The organism is Mycolicibacterium pulveris (assembly GCF_010725725.1).
GTDB lineage: Bacteria > Actinomycetota > Actinomycetes > Mycobacteriales > Mycobacteriaceae > Mycobacterium > Mycobacterium pulveris.
Map to the genome: position 1 here is coordinate 599,446 of NZ_AP022599.1, position 20,643 is coordinate 620,088.

Sequence of the window (20,643 nt, forward strand, 5' to 3'; positions counted from 1 at the left end):
GGTGCGGAACAATCGCATCCGACATGACCGACATCGACTACCCGGCGCCCCCGTCCCGGCGCAGTCACGCACTGCGCCTGGCCGCGGTCGTTGCGTTCCTCTTGGGGCTGTTCTATCTGGTCGCGGTCGCCCGAGTCATCGACGTCGAGGCGGTGCGCGACGCGGTCGCCGCCACCGGCCCCGCCGCTCCCGTGGCGTATGTGGTGGTTTCCGCGGTGCTCGGTGCGCTGTTCGTGCCCGGGCCGATCCTCGCCGCCGGCAGCGGGTTGCTGTTCGGGCCGGTGCTCGGGGTGTTCGTGACGCTCGGGGCGACGGTCGGGACGGCGACCATCGCCAGCCTGATCGGACGCCGGGCCGGCAGGGACAGCGCCCGGGCCCTGCTCGGCCCCCCGCGGGCCGACACCCTGGATCGCCTGATCGAACGCGGCGGGCTCTGGGCGGTCGTCGGCCAACGGTTCATCCCCGGCGTCTCCGATGCGTTGGCGTCCTACGCATTCGGCGCGTTCGGAGTTCCGTTGTGGCAGATGGCCGTCGGCGCGTTCATCGGGTCGGCGCCCCGGGCCTTCGTCTACACCGCGCTCGGGGCCTCGCTCTCGGACCTCTCGTCGCCACTGGTGTACGCGGCCGTCGCGGTCTGGTGCGTCACCGCCATCGTCGGCGCCTTCGCCACCCACCGGGGCTATCGGACCTGGCGTGCGCGCAACGCCGGCCCGGCGGATGGAACCGCCGCTTGATTGTGAGCTGACTCACATTAGGATGGGCCGCGGGAGGTCAACGCCCATGACACGAAAGTTCTCACACTCACTCACCGCAGGCGGGCTCAACTGGGACAGCCTGCCTCTGAAACTGTTCGCGGGAGGCAACGCCAAGTTCTGGGATCCCGCCGATATCGACTTCTCGCGCGATCGCGAGGATTGGGAAGCGCTGTCGGAGCTGGAACGAGACTGGGCCACCCGGCTGTGCGCCCAGTTCATCGCCGGTGAGGAAGCGGTCACCCAGGATATCCAGCCGTTCATGGCGGCCATGCGGGCCGAAGGCCGACTCGGTGACGAGATGTACCTGACGCAGTTCGCGTTCGAAGAGGCCAAACACACGCAGGTGTTCCGGTTGTGGCTGGACGCCGTCGGGATGACCGGCGACCTCCAGCACTATCTCGATGACCTTCCGTCGTACCGCAAGATGTTCTACGAGGAGCTCCCGGAGTCGTTGGACGCCCTGGCCACCGATCCCTCGCCGGCGGCCCAGGTGCGGGCTTCGGCGACCTACAACCACGTCATCGAGGGCATGATGGCGTTGACGGGATATTATGCGTGGCATCGGATTTGCGTGGACCGCGGCATCCTGCCCGGCATGCAGGAGCTGGTACGGCGCATCGGCGACGACGAACGCCGCCACATGGCCTGGGGAACGTTCACCTGTCGGCGCCACGTCGCTGCCGACGAGGCCAACTGGTCGGTGTTCGAGACGCGGATGAACGAACTGATTCCGTTGGCGCTCAGCAACACCGAAGACGCGTTCGCCCTCTACGACGAGATCCCCTTCGGCCTGACGATGGACGAGTTCCAGACCTACGCCGCCGACAAGGGCATGCGCCGGCTCGGAACGATCGGCAGTGCACGCGGACGGCCGCTGGCTGAGATCGACGTCGACTACTCACCGGTTCAGCTGGAAGACGCGTTCGCAGAAGAAGATCGGGCGTCGTTGGCGTCGTCGGTCTAGGGCAGTTCGGGGCTACCCGGCGGCGGCGCGAGCCGCCAGGTGTCACATGCCGTCGCCAACATCGCGTATGTGCCGACGACGAAGATGAGCTCCATCGCCTGATGGGTGCCGAGCTCGTCGACCAGGCGCTGCCACGTCGACGCGTCGGCGCGTCCGTCGGCGAGCATCTTGTCGGTCGCCTCGAGCACCAGCCGGTCCACGCCGTCGAACTCGTCGTTACCGCGGGCCACGCGGGCGATGTCGGTCTCCGGTAGACCACCTGCGGTGGCGACCCGGTAGTGCTCGCCCCAGAAGAAAGCGGACCGCCGAACATGCGCCAGCCTGAGCACGGCAAGTTCGCGCAGGCGCAGCGGAAGCTCGCCCTGCTGCAACAGAAAGGCGTTGTAGCTCAAGAACACCCGTGCCATTTTGGGGTGGCGGACCAGCACCCCGATGATGTCGAAGTTCAGCGGGTCCCTCGGGTGCCCCGAACCCGCCCGCGGCACCTGGTCGCCGGGTATGCCCATCAGCGCGCCGAGCGCCTCGTACTCGTCGTCACCCCACTCGTCGGCCGTCAGCGGTGTCAGCAGGGGCCGGTCGGTGTCGTCCGTCCCGTTGCGACGCGTCAAAGCAGGGGCTCCTCACCGGCCAGGATGGTGCGATGCATCAACCGCCCACTGTCCTCGGCGTACGGCAGCGCCCGGTGCATGGTGCCGGTGTTGTCCCAGACGAGCAGATCACCAAGTTGCCAGCGGTGGCGGTAGACATACTTCGGCTGGGTCGCCCAATCACGAAGGCGGGCAAGCAGTGCGCGGCTCTCCTCGATCGACATGCCCACCACGTAGTCGGCTGTCGCGCCGAGCAGCAGCGATTTGCGGCCGGAACGGTGCGTCCACACCAACGGGCACACCTTCGTCGGCGACTTCTGCCAGAAGGCGACCTCCTCATAGCTCATTTCCGGCGTCACGTAATACTGCGAACGCTCCGCGCTGTGCACCACCCGGACATCGGCGATGGCGTCCTTCTCGGACTGCGGCAGATCGTCGTATGCCGCATAGGTGTTGCAGAATTCGGTGTCGCCGCCGGTTTCCGAAAGCTTCACCGCCCGAAGCAGCGTCGCCAGATTGGGATAGGGCTGCAACGAACCGTCGAAGTGCCAGAACATCGAGCCCTTCAGATACTGGGCGCGTTGGTTGACGTTCTTGTCCAGCGAGATCTTGTAGATGCCGTCCTCCCCCTCGTTGGCGACGATGTCGCCGAGAGTCTTGGCGATGTCCACCTGCTGCTGGTCGGTGATGTCGAGGCCGCGGAAGAACACCACACCCCGCTGCTCGAGGATCGCTCGGATATTGGCGGCTTCGCGGCCGCTGAGCAAGGTGTCGAGATCGGTCCTGATCGCGCTGCCGATCTTCGGGGTGAGGTCGACGACGTCGAGTTGGGTAGAGGTCACTCCCATGCTGATCAGCTCACCCTCGTGAGAATCGTGTCGGCCGAATGTTTCACACGTGGCTGCTTCCACAGTTCCACCGCCAAGGACACCGTGATCAGCGAGTAGAGCAGGTTGCGCAGGTTGGCGACATCCTCGGGCAGCGGTTCGGCGTAGTCGAATTTGTCGACGTAGGCCACGGCTTCCTCGGCGCAGGGGAACACCTGGTCATAGAAGGCCTGGATCTCCTCCATGGAACTGTTCACGCGCTTCACGTAGCGTTCGTGCCCGTCCTCGATCGCCCAGTCGGGCACCAGGTGCTCCAGATGCGAAAACTCAGGTGGCAGAGACGTGTTCATCGGCTACCTGCCTTCTGCTCTTCGCCCGTCTTCACGTAATCCGCGACCACTTTGTGAAAGTGCCGCAGCAGGATCTCTTCGTCGTTCATCGTGAAGTGCGTCAGCACACCGCTGTTCAGCATCGCCTGCAGCCCCTCCGACGGGCTGGCGTCTTCCAGGATGATGTCGTTGAGGAACGTCACGGTCAGCTCCTGGCCGAGCCGCTCCTTGTGTGTCTTCGGTGGTTGGTAATACATCTCGGTTTCGAAGATGTGCGAGTGCGGGCCGGTCGGCCAGTGGGTGTGCACCGTGAAACCGGACGCACCGAAGATCAGCACGAAGTTGGGGAAGAACTGAAACGAGTCGAAGCCGTACTTCTCCGACCGGGTGGGGTTCAGCCCCGGCGGCATCGGACCACGGTCGGTGCGCTTGTTCCACGGTCCGGCCGCGCTGGCTTCGAAGACGCATTCAATGGGCTTGGAATACGGCGTTTTTTGGGAGGGCTCCCCGGAGAACGAGAACATGCGGTGCGGGCCCTTGAGCTGATAGGCCAACGCGTCGGTGAACGGGTTCGGCTTGTCCAGTGCCTCCTTGGCCTCGGCGGTCAAGGTGCCGAACGAGGACGCGTGCAGATACGGCCCGTGATAACTCTCCGCAAACCCGTCGAGGAAGATCTTCCAGTTGCACTGCAGCTCGGCCGTGAACTTGTAGACCTGATGCGGGCCGTCGAACGGATAGCCCTCGATGCCGTGCGCCAACTCGCCGAGGAAGTCGCGCAGCGGCTCGGTGTTGTGCGGATTGAGGTTGATGAAGATGAAGCCTTCCCACACTTCGCACTGCACCGCGGGGACCCGGCAGCTGTCCGCGTCGAAGTCCAGGAGCAGGTCTTTGCGCGTCGTCGAGTGCAGTGACCCGTCGAGGTTGTAACGCCAGCCGTGAAATCGGCAGTACAGCAACGGCGCTCGGCCTTCAACCTCCTGAAACGGGTCGTCCTCCCAGAGCATCTTGTTGCCCCGGTGCGGGCAGATGTTGTGGAAAGCGCGGATCACCCCGTCCTTGCCCCGCACCACGATGATCGAGGTGTTGAGGAATCTCAGTTCGCGGGTGAAGTAGCTGCCCGGCTTCGGCACTCGTTCGACCCGTCCGACGTAGAGCCAGGTCTTCCGGAAGATGTGCTCGCGTTCCTTGTCATAGAACTCCTCGGAGACACAGTCCTCGAGCGACACCGGTCCCCGGCCGAGTTCGGGATACGCGTCCGTCCAATGTCCAGTGGCGGGCTTGGTCACCAGGCTGTCGTGACTCATGCCGGCGACGCTAACAGTCCGCGGTCCACCGAAATAGGTATAGAAACGCAACACCCTGTTGCATTTTTGGAACACGCGGCACTGCATGGCTCGTGAAACACGTTGCCTCTGAGCATCGTTCGAGGCGTTGGTGGGCCCGGCGGCTCTGCGCCGGCCAATTGGTCGACCAACGTGATGGCCCCCGGTCGGCGCAGAGAAGGGAGCGACGCCGCACGCGGTCTCGGCGATTCCGAAACGCGCTTGTACTCAGCTAAACGAATCACTTGTGAATGCGGTTGGCCTTCGCCGCAGAAGAACGCCGTAAAACGGCCCACAGACGCAACACTTCGTTGCATATTTGGAACGCCATGGAACACAACCCGCCGTTCGAGCTCGACGCCCTTCTGGTGTTCGGCAAGGTGGTCGAGCACCGCAGCCTCTCGAAGGCGGCCGCGCTGCTGGGCATGCCAAAGTCCACGGTCAGCCGCAAGCTCAGCAAGCTCGAGTCCGATCTCGGCGTCAAGCTGCTGCGCAAGAACACCCACCAACTCACCGTCACCGATCTCGGGGAACAGGTCTACGCGCACGCGGTGAACATCCTCGGCGAGGCCAACGACGTGCGCGCCCTGGTGGAGGGCAGCAAGCTCGAGCCGCAGGGCGAGCTGAAGGTCGCGATACCCATCTTCGTCGGCGTCGACTACGCCTCGCGGGTTGGCGCCACGTTCCTGCGGCGCCATCCCCACTCACGGCTGGACATCCGGCTGGTCGACGACATGGTCGATCCGGTGAGCGACGGCTTCGACGTGGTGTTCGGCACTGCGCCACTACAGGATTCGACGCTGATCGCGCGAAAGGTGTTCAGCCTCAAGCTGTTTCTCTGTGCCTCACCGGAGTTCCTAGGCCAACTCGCCGACCCGATCAGCCAGCCGACCCAGCTCAACGACCTGCCGTTCATCGACTTCAGCTTCGGCGCCCAGCGCAAGCTGACCGTGGCCAAAGGCAAGCGCCGACATGAGCTCACACCGCCGGTGCGGGCGCGCGCCAACAACTTTCAGGTGTGCAAGCAGTACATTCTCGAAGGGCTGGGCATCGGCGCCATGCCGACACAGATCATCTGTACCGCCGAACTGCGCAACGGCACCATGGTGCCCGTCCTGCCGCAGTGGACACCGCAACCGCTGGACGTGCACATGATCTACCCGTTCGAACTTTCCTTCTCCACGTTGATCAGCGCGTTCTATGACGCGGCCTGCGAGATCATCGTCGAGAACACCGCGCGCGCATAAGCGCGAACAGCCCGCGGAGTTCCGCTACCGACAGCACCGTAATATTGCACGGTGCTTATCGGCGTCACCGGCGGAACCGGATATGTGGGCGCGCACTGTGTGCGCAGGCTGCTCTCCGAAGGCCATCGGATCCGCCTGCTGGTCGCCCCCAGCGACGAAGCCGCGCCGGTGTTGCGGCGCTTCGCCGAGATCGGCGACATCGAAATGCTGACCGGCGACGTCCGGGACCCGCGCACGATCGACGCCCTGCTGCACGGCTGCGATGCGGTGCTGCATGGGGCCGGCGTGGTCGGCACCGACAGCCGGCGCAGTGCCTTGATGTGGGAGGTCAACGCCTACGCCACCGAAGCGGTGCTGACCCGCGCGGTCGACGCCGGCCTGGACCCGGTGGTGTCGATCAGCAGCTACAGCGCGCTGTTTCCTCCGCCCGACGGCGTCATCGGGCCGGATACCCCGACGGCAACGGGACGTAGCGACTACGCGCGGACCAAGGGCTACGCCGACCGCGTCGCGCGGCGGCTCCAGGACCAGGGCGCTCCGGTCGTGGTCACCTATCCCTCGAGCGTGGTCGGCCCGGCGTTTCACACCGCACCCGGGGTCACCGAACGTGGTTGGGCACCGATCACGCGGTTCGGTGTCGCGCCCCGGTTGCGCGGCGGCATGCAGATGATCGACGTCCGCGACGTTGCCGACGTGCACGCAGCGATCATGGCGCCCGGTCGCGGCCCTCACCGCTATGTCTGCGGCGGGGTCCTCGTGCCGTTCAACGACATGATCTCCGCGCTCGAGCGGGGCTCCGGCAAGCGGTTCACCAGGATTCCGGTGAGCCCCGCGATGTTCCGGGCGGGAAGCAGGTTCGCCGAGGCGCTGTCGACAATGGTGCCGATGGGTGACGGGCTGAGCTACGAGGCCGCCCTTCTCCTCACCGCGGCGACGCCGACAGACGACTCGGCCACCATCCGTGACTTCGGGCTGACGTGGCGGTCGCCCGTCGAGGCCATCGTCGCGTCGTTTCCTCGACACCGGGTCGGCGAGGATGCCGGAAACACGGTGGCCTGACTCGCGACGCATGCGGCCCGACATTCGCTAATAAGCTTCTGGTGGCGTCGCGGACTCTCTAGCATGACAGGAACGGCTCCTGCAATCTGTCAAGGAGGTCCTGTTGACCGCCGAAGCGCCCGCAGTAGGGGAACTCGAAGTCCGCCGCCCGTTCCCGCCACGGACAGGGCCCAGGGGCAACCTCATCTACAAGCTGGTCACCACCACCGATCACAAGCTGATCGGCATCATGTACTGCGTCACCTGCTTCGTCTTCTTCTTCATCGGCGGGCTGATGGCGTTGCTGATGCGGGCCGAGCTGACGGCCACCGGGCTGCAGTTCCTGTCCAACGAGCAGTACAACCAGCTGTTCACCATGCACGGCACGGTGATGCTGCTGTTCTACGCCACACCGATCGTGTTCGGGTTCGCCAACCTGGTGCTGCCCCTGCAGATCGGCGCGCCCGACGTGGCGTTCCCGCGGCTCAACGCGTTCTCCTACTGGCTGTTCCTGTTCGGCGCCCTCGTCACCCTCGGCGGATTCATCACCCCCGGCGGGGCGGCGGACTTCGGCTGGACCGGTTACACCCCGTTGAGCACCGCCATCCACTCGCCCGGCGCCGGCGGTGACTTGTGGATCTTCGGTCTGGGTGTGGCCGGCCTTGGCACCATCCTGGGCGCCGTCAACATGATCACCACCGTGGTGTGCATGCGCGCGCCCGGCATGACGATGTTCCGGATGCCGATTTTCACCTGGAACATCATGGTGACGTCGATCCTGGTGCTGATGGTGTTCCCGGTCCTGACCGCCGCGTTGTTCGCCCTGGCCTACGACCGGATCCTCGGCGCCCACGTCTACGACCCGGCCAACGGCGGTGTGCTGCTCTGGCAGCATTTGTTCTGGTTCTTCGGGCACCCCGAGGTGTACATCATCGCGTTGCCGTTCTTCGGCATCATCACCGAGATCATGCCGGTGTTCAGCCGCAAACCGGTCTTCGCGTACACCACCTTCGTCTACGCGACGCTCGGTATCGCCGCGCTGTCCATGGTGGTGTGGGCGCACCACATGTTCGCCACCGGTGCCGTACTCCTACCATTTTTCGCGTTCACCACGTATCTCATCGCGGTGCCGACCGGCATCAAGTTCGTCAACTGGATCGGCACGATGTGGCGGGGCCAGCTGACCTTCGAGACGCCGATGCTGTTCGCGGTCGGCTTCATGTTGACCTTCGTCCTCGGCGGTGTCACGGGCGTGATCCTGGCCAGCCCGCCGATGGACTTCCACGTCCACGACAGCTACTTCGTCGTGGCACACTTCCACTACGTGCTGTTCGGCACGATCGTGTTCGCCACCTACGCCGGGATCTACTTCTGGTTCCCGAAGATGACCGGGCGTCTGCTCGACGAGCGGTTGGGCAAGCTGCACTTCTGGCTGACGTTCATCGGCTTCCACACCACGTTCCTGGTGCAGCACTGGCTCGGTGACGAGGGCATGCCGAGGCGCTACGCCGACTACCTGCCCAGCGACGGGTTCACCGAACTGAACGTGGTCTCGTCGATCGGCGCGTTCATCCTGGGTGTGTCGGTGCTGCCGTTCGCCTGGAACGTGTTCAAGAGCTGGCGTTACGGCGAACCGGTCACCGTGGACGATCCGTGGGGTTACGGCAACTCGCTGGAGTGGGCGACGTCATGCCCGCCGCCACGGCACAACTTCACCGAGCTGCCCCGGATCCGTTCGGAGCGCCCGGCCTTCGAGCTGCACTACCCGCACATGATCGCCCGGATGCGCGCCGAATCCCACGTCGGTAGGCATAAGAACGACGAGGATTCAGCGGTCGGCTCCAGCGCGAGGGCTGAAGCCGACCGCAGCAGCTGACGGCCTCGGCTACTTCGCGTCCGCGGCTGCGTGCATCCCGTACGGGACCGCGTTGAGCAGCGTGACGGTCGCGGTGGCCCCGCTGGGCAGGGTGTAGGTGCGCTTCTCGCCGGTACGCGCGCCGAGGATGGCCGAACCCAACGGCGATTGCACTGAGTAAACCTCGATGTCGCCGTGCTCGGCGCCGCGCACACCAAGCAGGAAGGTCTCGGTGTCATCGTCGTCGTCGAAACGCACCGTCACGACCATCCCGGGTTCGGCGATCCCGTCGTTGGGCGGGTCCTCCCCGACGACGGCGTTGACCAGCAGGTCGTGGATCTGCTGGATCCTGGCGCGGCGGGCGCGCTGGATCGCCGCGGTGTTCTCGTCGGTGCCCTCCTCGTCGGCGACTTCATCGGTCAGTTGCTGCAGGGTGGCCAGCTCCTCCTGGAGCCGCTCGTGGGCCTCCGGGGTGAGCCAAACAGTTTGGGAAGATGTCATTTTCGTCCTTTCAACGGTGGTGAGAAGCGATAGGTGGTCGTCAAGTCGGTGGGGTAGAAGCGCCGCCGTGACGACATGACCGCCCGTGGTGGGCGAAGGCCGCCGGATTGCGCCAGGCTACCTACCGGTTCGGCGCAACGGGTTGAATTCGCGTAAGGCCTCGGGTTGCTTGCCGGTGGTGATGTGTTCGGCGAGCAATCGGCCGGTTACCGGGCCGTGCGCCAATCCCCACATTCCGTGGCCGCCCGCGACATATACGCCCCGCGTCACTTCACCGATCAGCGGTCTGCCGTCAGGGCTGACGGGACGCGGTCCCACCCAGACGTCGCGGCGCTCGGTCCATCGCACGCCCTCCAGCAAGGGACTCGCCGAGGCGATGATCGCGGCGACGCGTTCGGTGTCCACGCCGTCTTCGGGGTCGCGGAACTCCATGGTGCCAGAGACGCGCAGCGCGCCCTGGTAGGGCGTACATGCCACCCGCGCATCCGGCAGGTAGATCGGCCCGACCACTGGCCGGTCGACAGGCACGGTGAACGAGTAGCCGCGGCCAGCCTGCACCGGAACCCGCAGCCGACCACGCAGGAGCCGCGAGAGCCAGGCGCCGGCCGCGACCACCACAGCATCCGCGGTCATCGTCTCGCCGGCGGCGGTGGACACCTTGACCTGGCCGGCCGAATCGTCAAGGTCCAGGACGTCATCCGTGACTATGGTGGCGCCCCGCTCCACGACCGCGCGGCCGAGAGCGTGCACGAACCGGCCGGGATCCACGAAGCGCTGATTGTTGATGCTCAGCCCCGCGGTGACCGCCGGGGATATCAGCGGCACCTGTTCGCGCAGCGCCTCTCCCGACAACCCGGTCACGTGGAGTTCTTGTCCGGCCTTTTCCAGCTCGCGCATTTCGGCCAGCATGCGTTCAGCGGCATCGGTGCTGCGGAAGACCGCGGTGATCGGCGCGTCGGTCACCGGGGCGTCGACGCCGTTGGCCACCAGCACATCGAACGCCTCGATGGCTTCCTCGTTGAGCGGAACGTTCGCCCGCACCGCGCGCCGCCAGGTCGATCGTCGACAACTCGCGGCGAACTGCATCAGAAATGTCGCAAGGCCGCGGTCGGCCGTCATCGGAATGTGCAGTGGGGCGCCCTTGTCCAGCAGCGACCGTAATCCGTAGCGCAGCACTGCGGGCGAGTTCAGCGGCAACGTCAACGCGGGAGCGACCCAGCCGGCGTTACCCCACGAGGCGCCCGATGCGACCCCGCTGCGGTCCACGACGGTGACCCCGACCCCGCGCTCCTGGAGGAACCATGCGGTCGACAGCCCGACGATGCCCGCACCGACGACAATCGCCGATCGGGGTCCACCGTCGAACCGGTCGACGCCGCCCATCGTCACCTCCACAGTTGAGAATCTGGCTCGCACTTTCCATGGTGCCGTCGACCAGCGCCAGGCCATTGCCCGGAACGAACAACACTTCGAGACCAGGTTGTGGCGATCCGACAACGACACAGCGGAGTTTGCCCAGTGGCCGAAAAGGCCTACTGCACGCTCTTTAGCCGTTGCTGAGTGGACCGGTCCCGCCGCCGGGTCGGGTGTCCGGCCCGTGGGCGTTGATGGCGGCGAGTTCGATCATCATCGCCAGCCGTTTGTCGGCGTCGTCGAGTGGCAGGTCGGTGATCTCGGCCATCTTGCGCAGCCGGTATCGCACGGTGTTCTCGTGCACCCCCAGCCGACGACCGGCCTCGGCCGGATCGCCGAGGGCCTCCAGCCAGGCACGCAACGTGGCCACGTAGCCGGTGGCATGCGCCTCGTCGTGCCTGCGCAGTTCGGCCACCGGGCCACGATCGGGTGATCGTCCGGCGCGGGCCGCGGTGCGCAGCCGCTGCAGCAGGATCTGATCCCACGATTCGTCGTAGGCAGGGGGCACCGAGTCGGCCGAACAGCTCTGGTGCAACGCGAGGCACTCGTCGGCCTCTTGGCGTGCCGCTGGCAACTCCGCCAGTTGCGCAGGCTTGCTGATCCCTGCCGAGAGCGTGAATCGTTCGGGCAGTGCCGCGCGCAGACCCGCGATCCAGCGCCGGGCGGCGTCGAGGTCCTCGCCGGGAAGGATCGTGTAGACGGTGTTGCCTGCCAGAGCGCTGCGGCCCGGGCGCGACCAGCCGAACCCCGCGGTGGCGCGGTCGAACGCCAGCAGCAGCGCCGCGTCGCGTTCCGCACCGATGGCTGCCTGGATCGCGATCACGCGCAGTGGGCCGGGTGCGAGCCCGAGCCGGCTGACCGACGACGTGGTGTCGGCGCCGCCCTCGAGCAGTCGAATGACCAGTTCAGACTCCACCTGGCGTTCGAGATCCGCGCTGGCTCTTGACCGCAACAGGTGCACGGCCACCGTGCGGGCGCCGTCGACCAACGCCGCCCGCGCCTGACCTTCGAGCGGCGCGGGACAGGCCACCCAGACCGAACCGAGAAGTTCGCGTCCCGAGCGCACCGCCACCACCATGCGGCCGGTCAGCCCGTGCGCTGGATGCTCGCCGATGTAGAGCGGTTCGTCGGATGCCGCCAGATGGGTGTAAACCCCCTGGGCCCTGAAGAATTCACTGAGCGACTCGGGTGCCTGCCGGTCCATGATCGTCGCTACCCGCGCGGGATCGGCGTTCTGCTGCTTCCTGGAGTACGCCAACACCCGAGACAGTTGGTCCTCGATGGTCACCGCGCCCCCGGTGGCCTCTGCGAGGCTGTCAGCGAGTGCGAACAAATCGGTTGGGCCGCGCCCCGATTCGGTTTCGCGCCCCTCCAGCACCAGGCCGTAGACCACGGCTGCCAGCTCGCTCCAGGACACCGCGGGGTCCACCGCCATGACCGCGACGCCTTCCGCCATCCCGGAGAACGTGGCGTCGTCGTCTCCACTGCGCAGCAACACCACGATCGCCCTTGCCGAAACGGCCCACCGCACAGCTTCTTTCACTGAACGGGCGCCCACGGCCATCAGCACGTCACCCACGACGGTGCGGCCGCCGACGGTCTCATGCAGGACCACGCTGCTCAGTTCCGTGGAGCGCGGCACCGGACAGAAGCGCAACCGAACGCCGTAGCTGCCCAGCACATTCACCAGTCGGTCTAACGTGACCACACGTTCTCCTCAGACCGGGCCGGTCATCGTGTACCCGCCGTCAGAACCACGCAGCACCGCCCGGGAGCCGGTTCGAGGGCCGCGCTGGGGCAGTGCGGCGCGAACTCGGCCGTCAGCCCCGAGATGAGCGCGTGGTTCATCCCGCAGACCAGCCGCGGCTGGGCCTGCGCGAGGCGGTGAAACGGACAGTTGACGAGCAGTACGCGAGCGTCGTCCGCGCGCGGCTCATATCCATGCTGTGCCAGCGTTTCGACGGCGAGACGCAGCGCTGTCTGCGGGCTCTCCGGCGGCCCGTCGGCGTCGGCGGCCTGGCATCCGATCGTGCTGCCGGCGCGCGCCGCGAGCCGATACAGCGTGTCGACGACGGGCTGGCCCGTCTCGGCTGCTTCGGCGATGGCGTCGGCCATCAACTGCCCGGCCAACTCGTAGTCGCGGTCCGGCAGGGACACGCTGACCTCGCGGGCAGCGCGCCGGTACAGCTTCGACGGCCGGCCGGCGCCCGGCCCGCGACGCCCACTCACCCGCGCGTAGTCCGTTTCCAGCAGCCCCTCGGTTTCCAGCTTGTCGAGGTGGAATTTGGCCTGATGCACCGGCACCGCCACCGCGTCGGCGGCCTGCTCGCGGGTCACCGCCTCCGGCTGCGCGCACACGAACAGATACAGCCGCCGGCGCAGCGGGTCGGCCAGCGCGGCGATCACCGAAGTGTCGCGCTCGGCGAGAGGCAATTCAATCCCCTTCTAAAAGAGAAAACTGTTGACGATAGAAGCTCGAACGTTCTAACGTAGAGACTACTATCCGTTAGACAGGAGTCCCATCATGAGCGCTAGCATTTCTGATCCGAACAGCCGCATCAAAGACCCTGTTTACCAGGCCTTCATGCTGCTGCGAACGGTTTTCACCGTCGCCCCGATCCTGTTCGGCCTGGATAAGTTCACCAACGTGATGGTCGACTGGACCGCCTACCTCGCACCGTGGATCGACGGCATCGTGCCCGGGGACGCGGCGACGGCGATGCGTCTCGTCGGTGTCATCGAGATCGCAGCAGGCATCCTGGTCGCGGTCGCGCCGCGCATCGGCGCCTACGTGGTCGCGCTGTGGCTCGCCGGAATCATCGTCAACCTGTTGACGCTGTCCGGCTTCTACGACGTCGCGCTGCGTGACTTCGGCCTGCTGGTCGGCGCGTTGGCGCTGAGCCGCCTGGCACAGGCCGAGCACGGGCCGGGGGCGGGCCGGTCACGGGTGACGGCGTCGCGGTCCACGCATTCCTGATCGGCTCAGCGCGCCCCGCGCACCAACCTGCCGGGGCGCGCACCCGTGTCGGCGCCGTCGCGGCGGGTCACCACGCCGTTGACGATCGTGGCGCGGTAACCGGATGCACCCTGCACCAGACGGTTGCCCCCGGCGGGCAGGTCGTAGGCCATCCGCGGCGCGTGCAGCGTCAACGCGTTCATGTCGATGACGTTGATGTCGGCCTTCTTGCCGACGGCGATCGTGCCCCGATCGGTCAGCCCGAACAGCGCCGCGGTGTCATGGGCTTGCTTGCGGACGACGTATTCCAACGGCAGTTGCTTGCCGCGGTGCCGGTCCCGCGCCCAGTGCGTCAGCAGGAAGGTGGGATAGGAGGCGTCACAGATCATGCTGCAGTGCGCTCCCCCGTCGGACAGTCCCAGAACGCCTGCGGGATGGGTCATCATCTCGCGTATCGCGTCATGGTTGCCGTCGGCGTAGTTGTACAGCGGCAGCAACAGCATTGCGCCCGCGTCGGATTCGAGCATCAAGTCATACATGGTGGTCAGCGGGTCCTCACCACGTTCGCGCGCGATCGCCGCGACCGTGCGATCGGGCGTTGGCTCGTAGTCGGGCGGCTCCCCGAGCGCGTAGAGCCGGTCCACCGAATGCTGGGCGAAGGCGAACATCCCGTCGAAAAGCACGTTCGGGTCGATCGGCAGGTCTTCCTCGGCGAGGATCGCCGCCTTGACGGCGGGGTCGGCCAGCCGGGCGGCAAGGTCGTCGCGACTGCATTCGGCCTTCAGGCGCCGATAGGTCGGCCGGTGGGTGAACGCATGGTGGCCGGGGAAGCCCAGCAGCATCCCGAACGGGCGCGCCGCGATCTGCGGGTGCAGCCGGCTGCCCGCCTCGTGGGCGGCCGCACTGATCTCGAGCTGTTCGCGCCACAGGTTGGGATCGGCGTCGACCTGGATCAGCGCAAAGCTGATGGCGCAATCGATTTCGGCGCCCAGCCGACGCATCCACTCCAGCTCCTTCTTGGGTGCGACAATGTCCTCCCCCGCCGCGCCCTGCGGGGCGAGTTCGAACACCGCCGCGCCGCCCGCGGCCATCGCCCGCCCGAGCGCGAACAGTTCGTCTTCGGCGGCGAACGTGCCCGGAACGGGTTCGCCGTCCATGGCCCGGTGCGCCAGCGTGCGTGACGAGGAGAAGCCCAGCGCGCCGGCCTCGGCCGCCTCCCGCACCAGCCGGCTCATCACCGCGATGTCGTCGGGCGTCGCGGGCTCGTTGCGGGCGCCGCGCTCCCCCATCGCATACGCGCGGACCGTTCCGTGCGCGATCTGGCTGCCGACATCCACCGCCAGTTCCCGTTTGCCGATCACGTCCAGGTAGTCGGCGTAGCTCTCCCAACCCCACGTGATGCCTTCGGACAGCGCGGAACCCGGAATGTCCTCGACGCCCTCCATCAACTCGATGAGCCACTCTTCGCGGCCGGGCCGCACCGGCGCGAACCCGACGCCGCAGTTGCCCATGACGATTGTCGTCACGCCGTGGCTGCTGGAGGGCTCGAGCAGGTTGTCCCAGCTGACCTGACCGTCGTAATGGGTGTGGATGTCGACGAACCCGGGCGCGACGATGTCTCCGGTCGCGTCGAGCGTTTCCCTCGCCTCACCCTCCAGCGGCGGATCGTGCGGGCCACGGCGACGAACTTCGACGATCTTGCCGTCCTGAACGGCGACGTCGGCCTGGAAGCGGTCGGCGCCCGTTCCGTCTACGACCGTTCCGCCGGTGATTTTGAGATCGAACACGATTCACTCCTCCGCTACAGTGGCAATGTAACACCGTTACAGGCCGATGTCGTCGAGTTCAGACAGGCAGGATGCGTCGATGACGACCCAGACCACGCGCACAGCAGAGAACGCCGGCCGGCCCCGTAGCCCGGGCGATGACGCGATCGGCCCGCCGCCGCGGCGCCCCACCCTGGTTCCGGCCGAGCGGTACTACTCGGCGACCTTCGCCGCCCTCGAGGTCGAGCGGATGTGGCCGAGGGTGTGGCAACTGGCCTGCTCCGTCGATCACGTGGCCGAACCCGGCGACTACTTCGAGTACCGGTGCGGGCCCTACTCCGTGCTGGTCGTCCGTGGAGACGACGGCGTTCTTCGCGCGTTTCAGAATGTGTGCCGCCATCGCGGCAACACCCTTTGCGCGGGAACGGGATCCGGTTTGAACGAGCTCAAGTGCGGCTACCACGGCTGGACATGGGATCTGTCCGGGGCACTCAAACGCGTCCCCAACCGCAAAGGCTTCGGCGCGCTGCGGATGTCGGAGCTGCCCTTGCACGCCGCACGCGTCGACACCTGGGAGCGGCTCGTCTTCGTCAACCTCGACCGTGACGCGATGCCCCTTGCCGACTACCTGGAGCAGGTACCCTCGGACGTCGCATGGAACAGGTTGGGCGAATTCCGTTGCTACGCAACGATGACGATTGAGGTGGAGGCGAACTGGAAGACCGTCGCCGACGGCTACAGCGAGACCTATCACATTCAGACGCTGCACCCGGAGCTCCGCCGGTGCATGGACGACGTGCATGCACCGCAGGTGATCTGGGGGCACACGGGCAAGTCCGAACAGCTCTATGGCGTGCAGAGCCCGCAGCTCAGAAAGACCCTCTCGAGCCGCGACGTGTGGGACGCCTATGTCTACACGCAGGGCGCGTTGATGGGTGTCGAGGAGGGCACCCCGCTGCCCGACGGCCGGCCCTCGCCCGGGGAGTCGGTGGCAGAGGTGATCGCCGAGCGCACCCGGGCGTTCGCGGCGCAGCGTGGCGTCGAGTTGAGCTGGGCCAGCACCGATCAGCTGATGCGGCTGCACCAGTACAACGTCTTTCCGAACATGACGCTGCTGACCAACGCCGACCACTTGACGACCATGCACTCGCTGCCGGGACCCGATCCCGATCGCGGCGACCTGGTGATGATGTTGTGGACCCGGATGCCTCCCGGTGCGCCGAGGATGACGCCCGTCGACGTCCGGATGACCGCAGGCGAGGCAGAACCCGGCGCGGTGCTGACCCAGGACATCACGGTGCTGCCGGGCGTTCAGCGCGGGCTGCACCAGCCGGGTTTCACCCACCTGACCCTGTCCAACGAGGAACGGCGCGTGATCAACATGCACCTCAACCTCGAACGCTATCTGGACCTTCCCGATGGGCAACGGATCACCGGCGGTGAGACACCCTGACCGGCGCACAACGCAAGCACACCAACAAGACCCGGGGCCAGGACAATGTCGGCGCCGAGGCCATCCTGGCGACCGCAGCTCGTCTGATCGAGCTGGACGGCGTGGACGCCCTGACGATGCGCCGGCTTGCCGAAGAACTCGGCGTGGCGGTCACCTCGATCTATTGGCATGTCGGCGGGCGAGACAAGCTGCTGGACAGGCTGGTTGACCGACTGCTCGGCCAGATGGCCCAGCTGCCCGCCGAAGGCGCCACCCCCGTCGAGCGGATCGCGTCGTTGGCGCGGGCCCAGCGTCGCGCGCTGATCGAGCGCCAGCATCTGCTTGCCGTCGCGCACGAACGCGACCGCACCCCGCTGCTGTTCCTGCCCATCCAGCAGACCCTCGCGGGCCAGCTCGCCGAGCTGGGCGTGACAGGCGCTGACGCCGCGCTGTTCCTTCGGGCGGTGCAGGTGCACGTCATCTCCTCGGCGGTCATGCAGTTCACCGCGGTGCGAGGAGCCAAGCACGAGGAAGAGGATCCGACGCTGTGGGGCGACGATTGGCCCGACCAGGAACTGGTGGCGGCGCTTCGGTCACCCACCGACTATGACGCGGTGTTCGAGTACGGGCTCGACGCGCTGCTGGCGCCCTTGCGAAAAAGCACTGCGGAAAAGGGGTGAGAATGAACAGGTTTGAGGGCAAGGGTGTCCTTGTCACCGGCGCGGCGTCGGGCATCGGCAAGGCAACCGTCGAGCGGCTGCTCGCCGAGCAGGCGCTCGTGGTGGGCCTCGACTCGGCGCCCGACGCCGCGGATACGGGCGCTGCGGGGTTCACCTACCGGCGCGCCGGCGTGCTCGACGCCGACGCGGTCGCCGCGGCGGTGGACGCCGTCGTGGCAGCGGCCGGCCGTCTCGACGGGCTGGTGCACTGCGCAGGCGTCGCCGGTGGCGGTCCGGTTCACCTGCTGCCCGACGAGGAGTGGGATCGGGTGGTGAACGTCAACCTCAAGGGCACCTTCGTCGTCATGCGGGCTGCCCTGGGCCGGATGATCCAGCAGAGCCGGGTCGGTGGTGAGCGGGGTGCCATCGTCAACCTGGCGAGTATCGAAGGCCTAGAGGGCACGGCAGGTGGCAGTGCGTACAACGCCTCGAAGGGCGGCGTGAACCTGCTCACCAAGAACGCCGCGATCGATTACGGCCCCAGCGGAATTCGGGTCAATGCGATCTGTCCCGGCTTCATCGAGACGCCGATGTTCGACTCGGTCGTCGGGATGCCCGGGATGGAGACGCCACGCGAGGCGCTGCGCCACGAGCACAAACTGCGCCGGTTCGGCCGCGCCGAGGAGGTCGCCGCCGTCGCGGCGTTCCTGCTGTCCCCGGACGCCAGTTTCGTCAGCGGGCAGACGATCGCCGTGGACGGTGGCTACACGGCCGGACGCGACCACCATGTCACCGAGCTGATGGGGCTGGCCGGAGACTAGCGCGGGGTGAACACCGGAACGAAAACGGCGTCGTCGCCGACGTCGTGGCGCTCGAAGCCCACCTCGACCGGAAGGCCGACGTGCACCGAATCCGGGTCGCAGCCCACGATGTTGGTGGCGATGCGCAGATCGGGCTGTTCGTCGAGTTCGACGATCGCGACCACGTACGGTACCGGAACCGCGGGGTTGAACGGTTGATGGTTGACCGTGTAGCTGAACACCGTCGCGTGCCCCGACACCGGTCGCGCGGCGAGCGCGCCGTTGCATTCGGGGCAGTCCGGCGCCGGAGGATGCACCCACCGCGCACATGCGGCGCACCATGCGATCAACAGTTGCCCGTGGGCGCCGCCGGTCCAGAACGCCCGATTGTGTTCGGTCAGGGCGGGCAGGATGCGTGGCGGAACATCGGGTGGGGCATGCGATGGGGCATGGGATGGGGCATGGTCGGGCATGGCAAGCAAAGTACATTCCGCACAGTTGCCGTCACAAAGGCAGCCGGATGAAACGGATGGTCACCGATGAGCCACTTCGAAAAGGACGCGATCATCAGCGGTCTGGGTATCTCCCGGGTGGGGCGGCGCACCGGGATCCCCGGGCCCGAGCTGACGCTGGATGCCGCGCGCGCCGCGATCGACGATGCCGGCCTCACCGTGCGCGACATCGACGGCATCGCCTCGCTGGGCGATGTCCCGCTGGCCGAGAGCACCGCCGCGCTCGGCATCGACGTGCCCGACCACACCTCCGGGTTCGACACGGGAGGGCTGCTCACCCCGGTGATGTCGGCGTGCCGCGCGGTCGCGGAGAAGCGCGCCAGGCATGTGCTGGTGTATCGCACGGTGATGATGCTCGGCGGCACGATGACCGAATCACCGTCGTCGGCGGCGCCCAATCCGCTGGCCAACCCGCCGAGCGAGCCATCCACGCCCGGAACGCGTAGGAGGCTCAAGCCGTTCGAGGACATCGACGAGCTGCTGGCCGCGCATGCCTACTCGGCTGCCAACTGGCTGGCGATGCACTGCCAGCGGCACATGGAGCTGTACGGAACCACCAAGGAACAGCTGGGCTGGTTGGCGATCAACAGTAGGCGCAACGCGGCGCTCAATCCGCGCGCGGCCTACCGCGAGCCGATGACGATGGACGACTATCTGGCCGCGCGTCCGGTGTCGACACCGTTCGGACTGTACGACTGCGACGTCCCGGTCGACGGGTCGATCGCCGTGGTGGTTTCCCACGCTGACTACACCGCCGACTGTCCGAATCCCGCTGTGGCGGTGGAGGCCATCGGTGGCTCATACGGTTCGGGTGGCTGGTTTCATCGCGACGACTTCCCGAAGATGGCCTCGGTCGACGCGGCGGCCCAGATGTGGTCGCGCACCGACCTGGCGGCGTCGGATGTCGACATCGCCGAACTGTACGACGGATTCACGTATCTCACGATCGCCTGGCTCGAGGCGCTGGGATTCTGCGCCGACGGCGAAGGCGGCGCGTTCGTGGAGGGGGCGACCCGCATCGCACTCGACGGCGCGCTGCCGCTGAACACGTACGGCGGACAGCTGTCCGCGGGACGGATGCACGGGTACTGGCTGCTGCACGAGGCGTGCCTGCAGTTGCGGGGTCAGGCCGGTGAACGTCAACTGCCGAGACGGCCGGAGGTGGCGGTCGCCGCCGCCGGCGGCGGGCCGATCGCGGGCTGCATGCTGTTGACCTGCTGACGCCGGCGACCGACTCAGCCCATCGTGAAGAGTTCGAGCTGGATGTTGTCCGGGTCGCGAAACACCACCGTCGAGAACGGGAACGGCGTGTCTTCGGTTCTGATGCCGGAGTGCTCGATGCCGAGTTCGTCCAGCCACGCCGTCCACGCCTGCAGGTCTTCGCGGCTGGCCACGTTCAGCCCGACATGGTCCAGGCCGGTGCGGGCCTCGTCGAACCGCTCTCCGGTGTTGCCGGTGTTGGTGTGCAGTCCGATCACCAGACCGGACCGCTGGTCGACGAGCAGCTCGGCGTAGCCGGTGTCCTCCCGACCGTAATGGGGGAACTTCACCGGTAGCCGGTCGGCGCCGAGCAGCCGCTGATACCAGGCCAGGCTGGCCTCCAGATCGGTGACGGTGATCGAGATGTGGTGTATGCCGGTGATGGCGGGTGCGGCGCTTTCGGTCATGCTCGGCTCCTTT

At 66.8% G+C, this 20,643-nt stretch carries 21 protein-coding genes; 10 read left to right on the forward strand and 11 right to left on the reverse strand.

What is annotated here, in order from left to right; all coding sequences use genetic code 11:
• Positions 1-23: 23 nt before the first annotated feature.
• Positions 24-734 (forward strand): TVP38/TMEM64 family protein, encoded by a 711-nt coding sequence (locus tag G6N28_RS03150; protein ID WP_163897001.1) that lies wholly within the window; start codon positions 24-26, stop codon positions 732-734.
• A gap of 46 nt (positions 735-780) precedes the next feature.
• Positions 781-1,719: a R2-like ligand-binding oxidase gene (locus G6N28_RS03155; protein WP_163897002.1), complete on the forward strand. Its 939-nt coding sequence runs from the start codon at positions 781-783 to the stop codon at positions 1,717-1,719.
• Here the strand turns inward: G6N28_RS03155 and G6N28_RS03160 are convergent.
• Genes G6N28_RS03160 through G6N28_RS03175 form a run of 4 tightly spaced genes read right to left on the reverse strand, consistent with a single transcriptional unit; the run spans position 1,716 to position 4,766 of the window.
• A complete protein-coding gene (locus G6N28_RS03160; protein ID WP_235674446.1) occupies positions 1,716-2,327 on the reverse strand; it encodes a carboxymuconolactone decarboxylase family protein in 612 nt (203 codons plus the stop codon). The genes G6N28_RS03155 and G6N28_RS03160 overlap by 4 nt on opposite strands.
• Entirely contained in the window at positions 2,324-3,154 is an 831-nt protein-coding gene (locus G6N28_RS03165; protein ID WP_163897003.1) for a TauD/TfdA dioxygenase family protein, read from the reverse strand. Before G6N28_RS03165 ends, G6N28_RS03160 begins: the two co-directional genes overlap by 4 nt.
• Positions 3,155-3,159: 5 nt before the next feature.
• Positions 3,160-3,483: a hypothetical protein gene (locus tag G6N28_RS03170; RefSeq protein ID WP_163897004.1), complete on the reverse strand. Its 324-nt coding sequence runs from the start codon at positions 3,481-3,483 to the stop codon at positions 3,160-3,162.
• On the reverse strand, positions 3,480-4,766 hold the full coding sequence (locus G6N28_RS03175) for an aromatic ring-hydroxylating oxygenase subunit alpha (protein ID WP_163897005.1): 1,287 nt from the start codon (positions 4,764-4,766) through the stop codon (positions 3,480-3,482). Before G6N28_RS03175 ends, G6N28_RS03170 begins: the two co-directional genes overlap by 4 nt.
• A gap of 347 nt (positions 4,767-5,113) precedes the next feature.
• On the opposite strand from G6N28_RS03175, the gene G6N28_RS03180 reads away from it, so the two are divergent.
• The 3 genes from G6N28_RS03180 to ctaD all read left to right on the forward strand — a co-directional run bounded on the left by G6N28_RS03180 (position 5,114) and on the right by ctaD (position 8,945).
• Positions 5,114-6,031: a LysR family transcriptional regulator gene (locus G6N28_RS03180; protein WP_163897006.1), complete on the forward strand. Its 918-nt coding sequence runs from the start codon at positions 5,114-5,116 to the stop codon at positions 6,029-6,031.
• Between the two features lie 51 nt (positions 6,032-6,082).
• A complete protein-coding gene (locus G6N28_RS03185) occupies positions 6,083-7,090 on the forward strand; it encodes an NAD-dependent epimerase/dehydratase family protein (protein ID WP_163897007.1) in 1,008 nt (335 codons plus the stop codon).
• 103 nt (positions 7,091-7,193) lie between these two features.
• Positions 7,194-8,945 (forward strand): aa3-type cytochrome oxidase subunit I, encoded by a 1,752-nt coding sequence (ctaD, locus tag G6N28_RS03190; RefSeq protein WP_163897008.1) that lies wholly within the window; start codon positions 7,194-7,196, stop codon positions 8,943-8,945.
• A gap of 9 nt (positions 8,946-8,954) precedes the next feature.
• Here ctaD and G6N28_RS03195 read toward each other — a convergent pair whose 3' ends face one another.
• The 4 genes from G6N28_RS03195 to G6N28_RS03210 all read right to left on the reverse strand — a co-directional run bounded on the left by G6N28_RS03195 (position 8,955) and on the right by G6N28_RS03210 (position 13,271).
• Positions 8,955-9,425 carry a GreA/GreB family elongation factor gene (locus tag G6N28_RS03195; protein WP_163897009.1) on the reverse strand — a complete coding sequence of 157 codons (471 nt, stop codon included), beginning with the start codon at positions 9,423-9,425 and terminating at the stop codon, positions 8,955-8,957.
• 117 nt (positions 9,426-9,542) lie between these two features.
• Positions 9,543-10,808: an NAD(P)/FAD-dependent oxidoreductase gene (locus tag G6N28_RS03200; RefSeq protein ID WP_163905778.1), complete on the reverse strand. Its 1,266-nt coding sequence runs from the start codon at positions 10,806-10,808 to the stop codon at positions 9,543-9,545.
• Between the two features lie 163 nt (positions 10,809-10,971).
• On the reverse strand, positions 10,972-12,546 hold the full coding sequence (locus G6N28_RS03205; protein ID WP_163897010.1) for a PucR family transcriptional regulator: 1,575 nt from the start codon (positions 12,544-12,546) through the stop codon (positions 10,972-10,974).
• A 23-nt stretch (positions 12,547-12,569) separates the two neighbouring features.
• Positions 12,570-13,271 carry a helix-turn-helix transcriptional regulator gene (locus tag G6N28_RS03210; protein ID WP_163897011.1) on the reverse strand — a complete coding sequence of 234 codons (702 nt, stop codon included), beginning with the start codon at positions 13,269-13,271 and terminating at the stop codon, positions 12,570-12,572.
• Between the two features lie 91 nt (positions 13,272-13,362).
• Between G6N28_RS03210 and G6N28_RS03215 the strand changes: the two genes are divergently transcribed.
• Positions 13,363-13,815 (forward strand): hypothetical protein, encoded by a 453-nt coding sequence (locus tag G6N28_RS03215; RefSeq protein WP_163897012.1) that lies wholly within the window; start codon positions 13,363-13,365, stop codon positions 13,813-13,815.
• 5 nt (positions 13,816-13,820) lie between these two features.
• Here the strand turns inward: G6N28_RS03215 and G6N28_RS03220 are convergent, their stop codons facing one another.
• Positions 13,821-15,581: an N-acyl-D-amino-acid deacylase family protein gene (locus tag G6N28_RS03220; protein WP_163897013.1), complete on the reverse strand. Its 1,761-nt coding sequence runs from the start codon at positions 15,579-15,581 to the stop codon at positions 13,821-13,823.
• A 79-nt stretch (positions 15,582-15,660) separates the two neighbouring features.
• Between G6N28_RS03220 and G6N28_RS03225 the strand changes: the two genes are divergently transcribed.
• From G6N28_RS03225 to G6N28_RS03235, 3 genes are all read left to right on the forward strand, one after another.
• Entirely contained in the window at positions 15,661-17,013 is a 1,353-nt protein-coding gene (locus tag G6N28_RS03225) for an aromatic ring-hydroxylating oxygenase subunit alpha (RefSeq protein ID WP_163897014.1), read from the forward strand.
• Positions 17,014-17,078: 65 nt separating this feature from the next.
• The gene (locus tag G6N28_RS03230; RefSeq protein WP_268950236.1) at positions 17,079-17,672 is read left to right on the forward strand and encodes a TetR/AcrR family transcriptional regulator; all 594 of its coding nucleotides are present in this window, start codon (positions 17,079-17,081) and stop codon (positions 17,670-17,672) included.
• Positions 17,673-17,674: 2 nt separating this feature from the next.
• Positions 17,675-18,472 carry an SDR family NAD(P)-dependent oxidoreductase gene (locus tag G6N28_RS03235; protein WP_163897015.1) on the forward strand — a complete coding sequence of 266 codons (798 nt, stop codon included), beginning with the start codon at positions 17,675-17,677 and terminating at the stop codon, positions 18,470-18,472.
• On the opposite strand, the gene G6N28_RS03240 is transcribed toward G6N28_RS03235, so the two are convergent.
• Complete coding sequence (locus tag G6N28_RS03240; protein WP_163897016.1) at positions 18,469-18,924, reverse strand: Zn-ribbon domain-containing OB-fold protein; 456 nt, start codon at positions 18,922-18,924, stop codon at positions 18,469-18,471. The genes G6N28_RS03235 and G6N28_RS03240 overlap by 4 nt on opposite strands.
• 66 nt (positions 18,925-18,990) lie before the next feature.
• Between G6N28_RS03240 and G6N28_RS03245 the strand changes: the two genes are divergently transcribed.
• A complete protein-coding gene (locus G6N28_RS03245; RefSeq protein ID WP_163897017.1) occupies positions 18,991-20,184 on the forward strand; it encodes a thiolase family protein in 1,194 nt (397 codons plus the stop codon).
• Positions 20,185-20,198: 14 nt separating this feature from the next.
• On the opposite strand, the gene G6N28_RS03250 is transcribed toward G6N28_RS03245, so the two are convergent.
• Entirely contained in the window at positions 20,199-20,630 is a 432-nt protein-coding gene (locus G6N28_RS03250; RefSeq protein ID WP_163897018.1) for a VOC family protein, read from the reverse strand.
• Between the last annotated feature and the right edge of the window lie 13 nt (positions 20,631-20,643).

What these genes read in the sequence shown, in the direction of transcription:
- G6N28_RS03250 (WP_163897018.1), bottom strand. Translation starts at nt 20,630, where the DNA reads ATGACCGAAAGCGCCGCACCCGCCATCACCGGCATACACCACATCTCG.
- G6N28_RS03150 (WP_163897001.1), top strand. Translation starts at nt 24, where the DNA reads ATGACCGACATCGACTACCCGGCGCCCCCGTCCCGGCGCAGTCACGCA.
- G6N28_RS03200 (WP_163905778.1), bottom strand. Translation starts at nt 10,808, where the DNA reads ATGGGCGGCGTCGACCGGTTCGACGGTGGACCCCGATCGGCGATTGTC.
- G6N28_RS03175 (WP_163897005.1), bottom strand. Translation starts at nt 4,766, where the DNA reads ATGAGTCACGACAGCCTGGTGACCAAGCCCGCCACTGGACATTGGACG.
- G6N28_RS03170 (WP_163897004.1), bottom strand. Translation starts at nt 3,483, where the DNA reads ATGAACACGTCTCTGCCACCTGAGTTTTCGCATCTGGAGCACCTGGTG.
- G6N28_RS03240 (WP_163897016.1), bottom strand. Translation starts at nt 18,924, where the DNA reads ATGCCCGACCATGCCCCATCCCATGCCCCATCGCATGCCCCACCCGAT.
- G6N28_RS03215 (WP_163897012.1), top strand. Translation starts at nt 13,363, where the DNA reads ATGAGCGCTAGCATTTCTGATCCGAACAGCCGCATCAAAGACCCTGTT.
- G6N28_RS03180 (WP_163897006.1), top strand. Translation starts at nt 5,114, where the DNA reads ATGGAACACAACCCGCCGTTCGAGCTCGACGCCCTTCTGGTGTTCGGC.
- G6N28_RS03235 (WP_163897015.1), top strand. Translation starts at nt 17,675, where the DNA reads ATGAACAGGTTTGAGGGCAAGGGTGTCCTTGTCACCGGCGCGGCGTCG.
- G6N28_RS03195 (WP_163897009.1), bottom strand. Translation starts at nt 9,425, where the DNA reads ATGACATCTTCCCAAACTGTTTGGCTCACCCCGGAGGCCCACGAGCGG.
- G6N28_RS03225 (WP_163897014.1), top strand. Translation starts at nt 15,661, where the DNA reads ATGACGACCCAGACCACGCGCACAGCAGAGAACGCCGGCCGGCCCCGT.
- G6N28_RS03245 (WP_163897017.1), top strand. Translation starts at nt 18,991, where the DNA reads ATGAGCCACTTCGAAAAGGACGCGATCATCAGCGGTCTGGGTATCTCC.
- G6N28_RS03155 (WP_163897002.1), top strand. Translation starts at nt 781, where the DNA reads ATGACACGAAAGTTCTCACACTCACTCACCGCAGGCGGGCTCAACTGG.
- G6N28_RS03165 (WP_163897003.1), bottom strand. Translation starts at nt 3,154, where the DNA reads ATGGGAGTGACCTCTACCCAACTCGACGTCGTCGACCTCACCCCGAAG.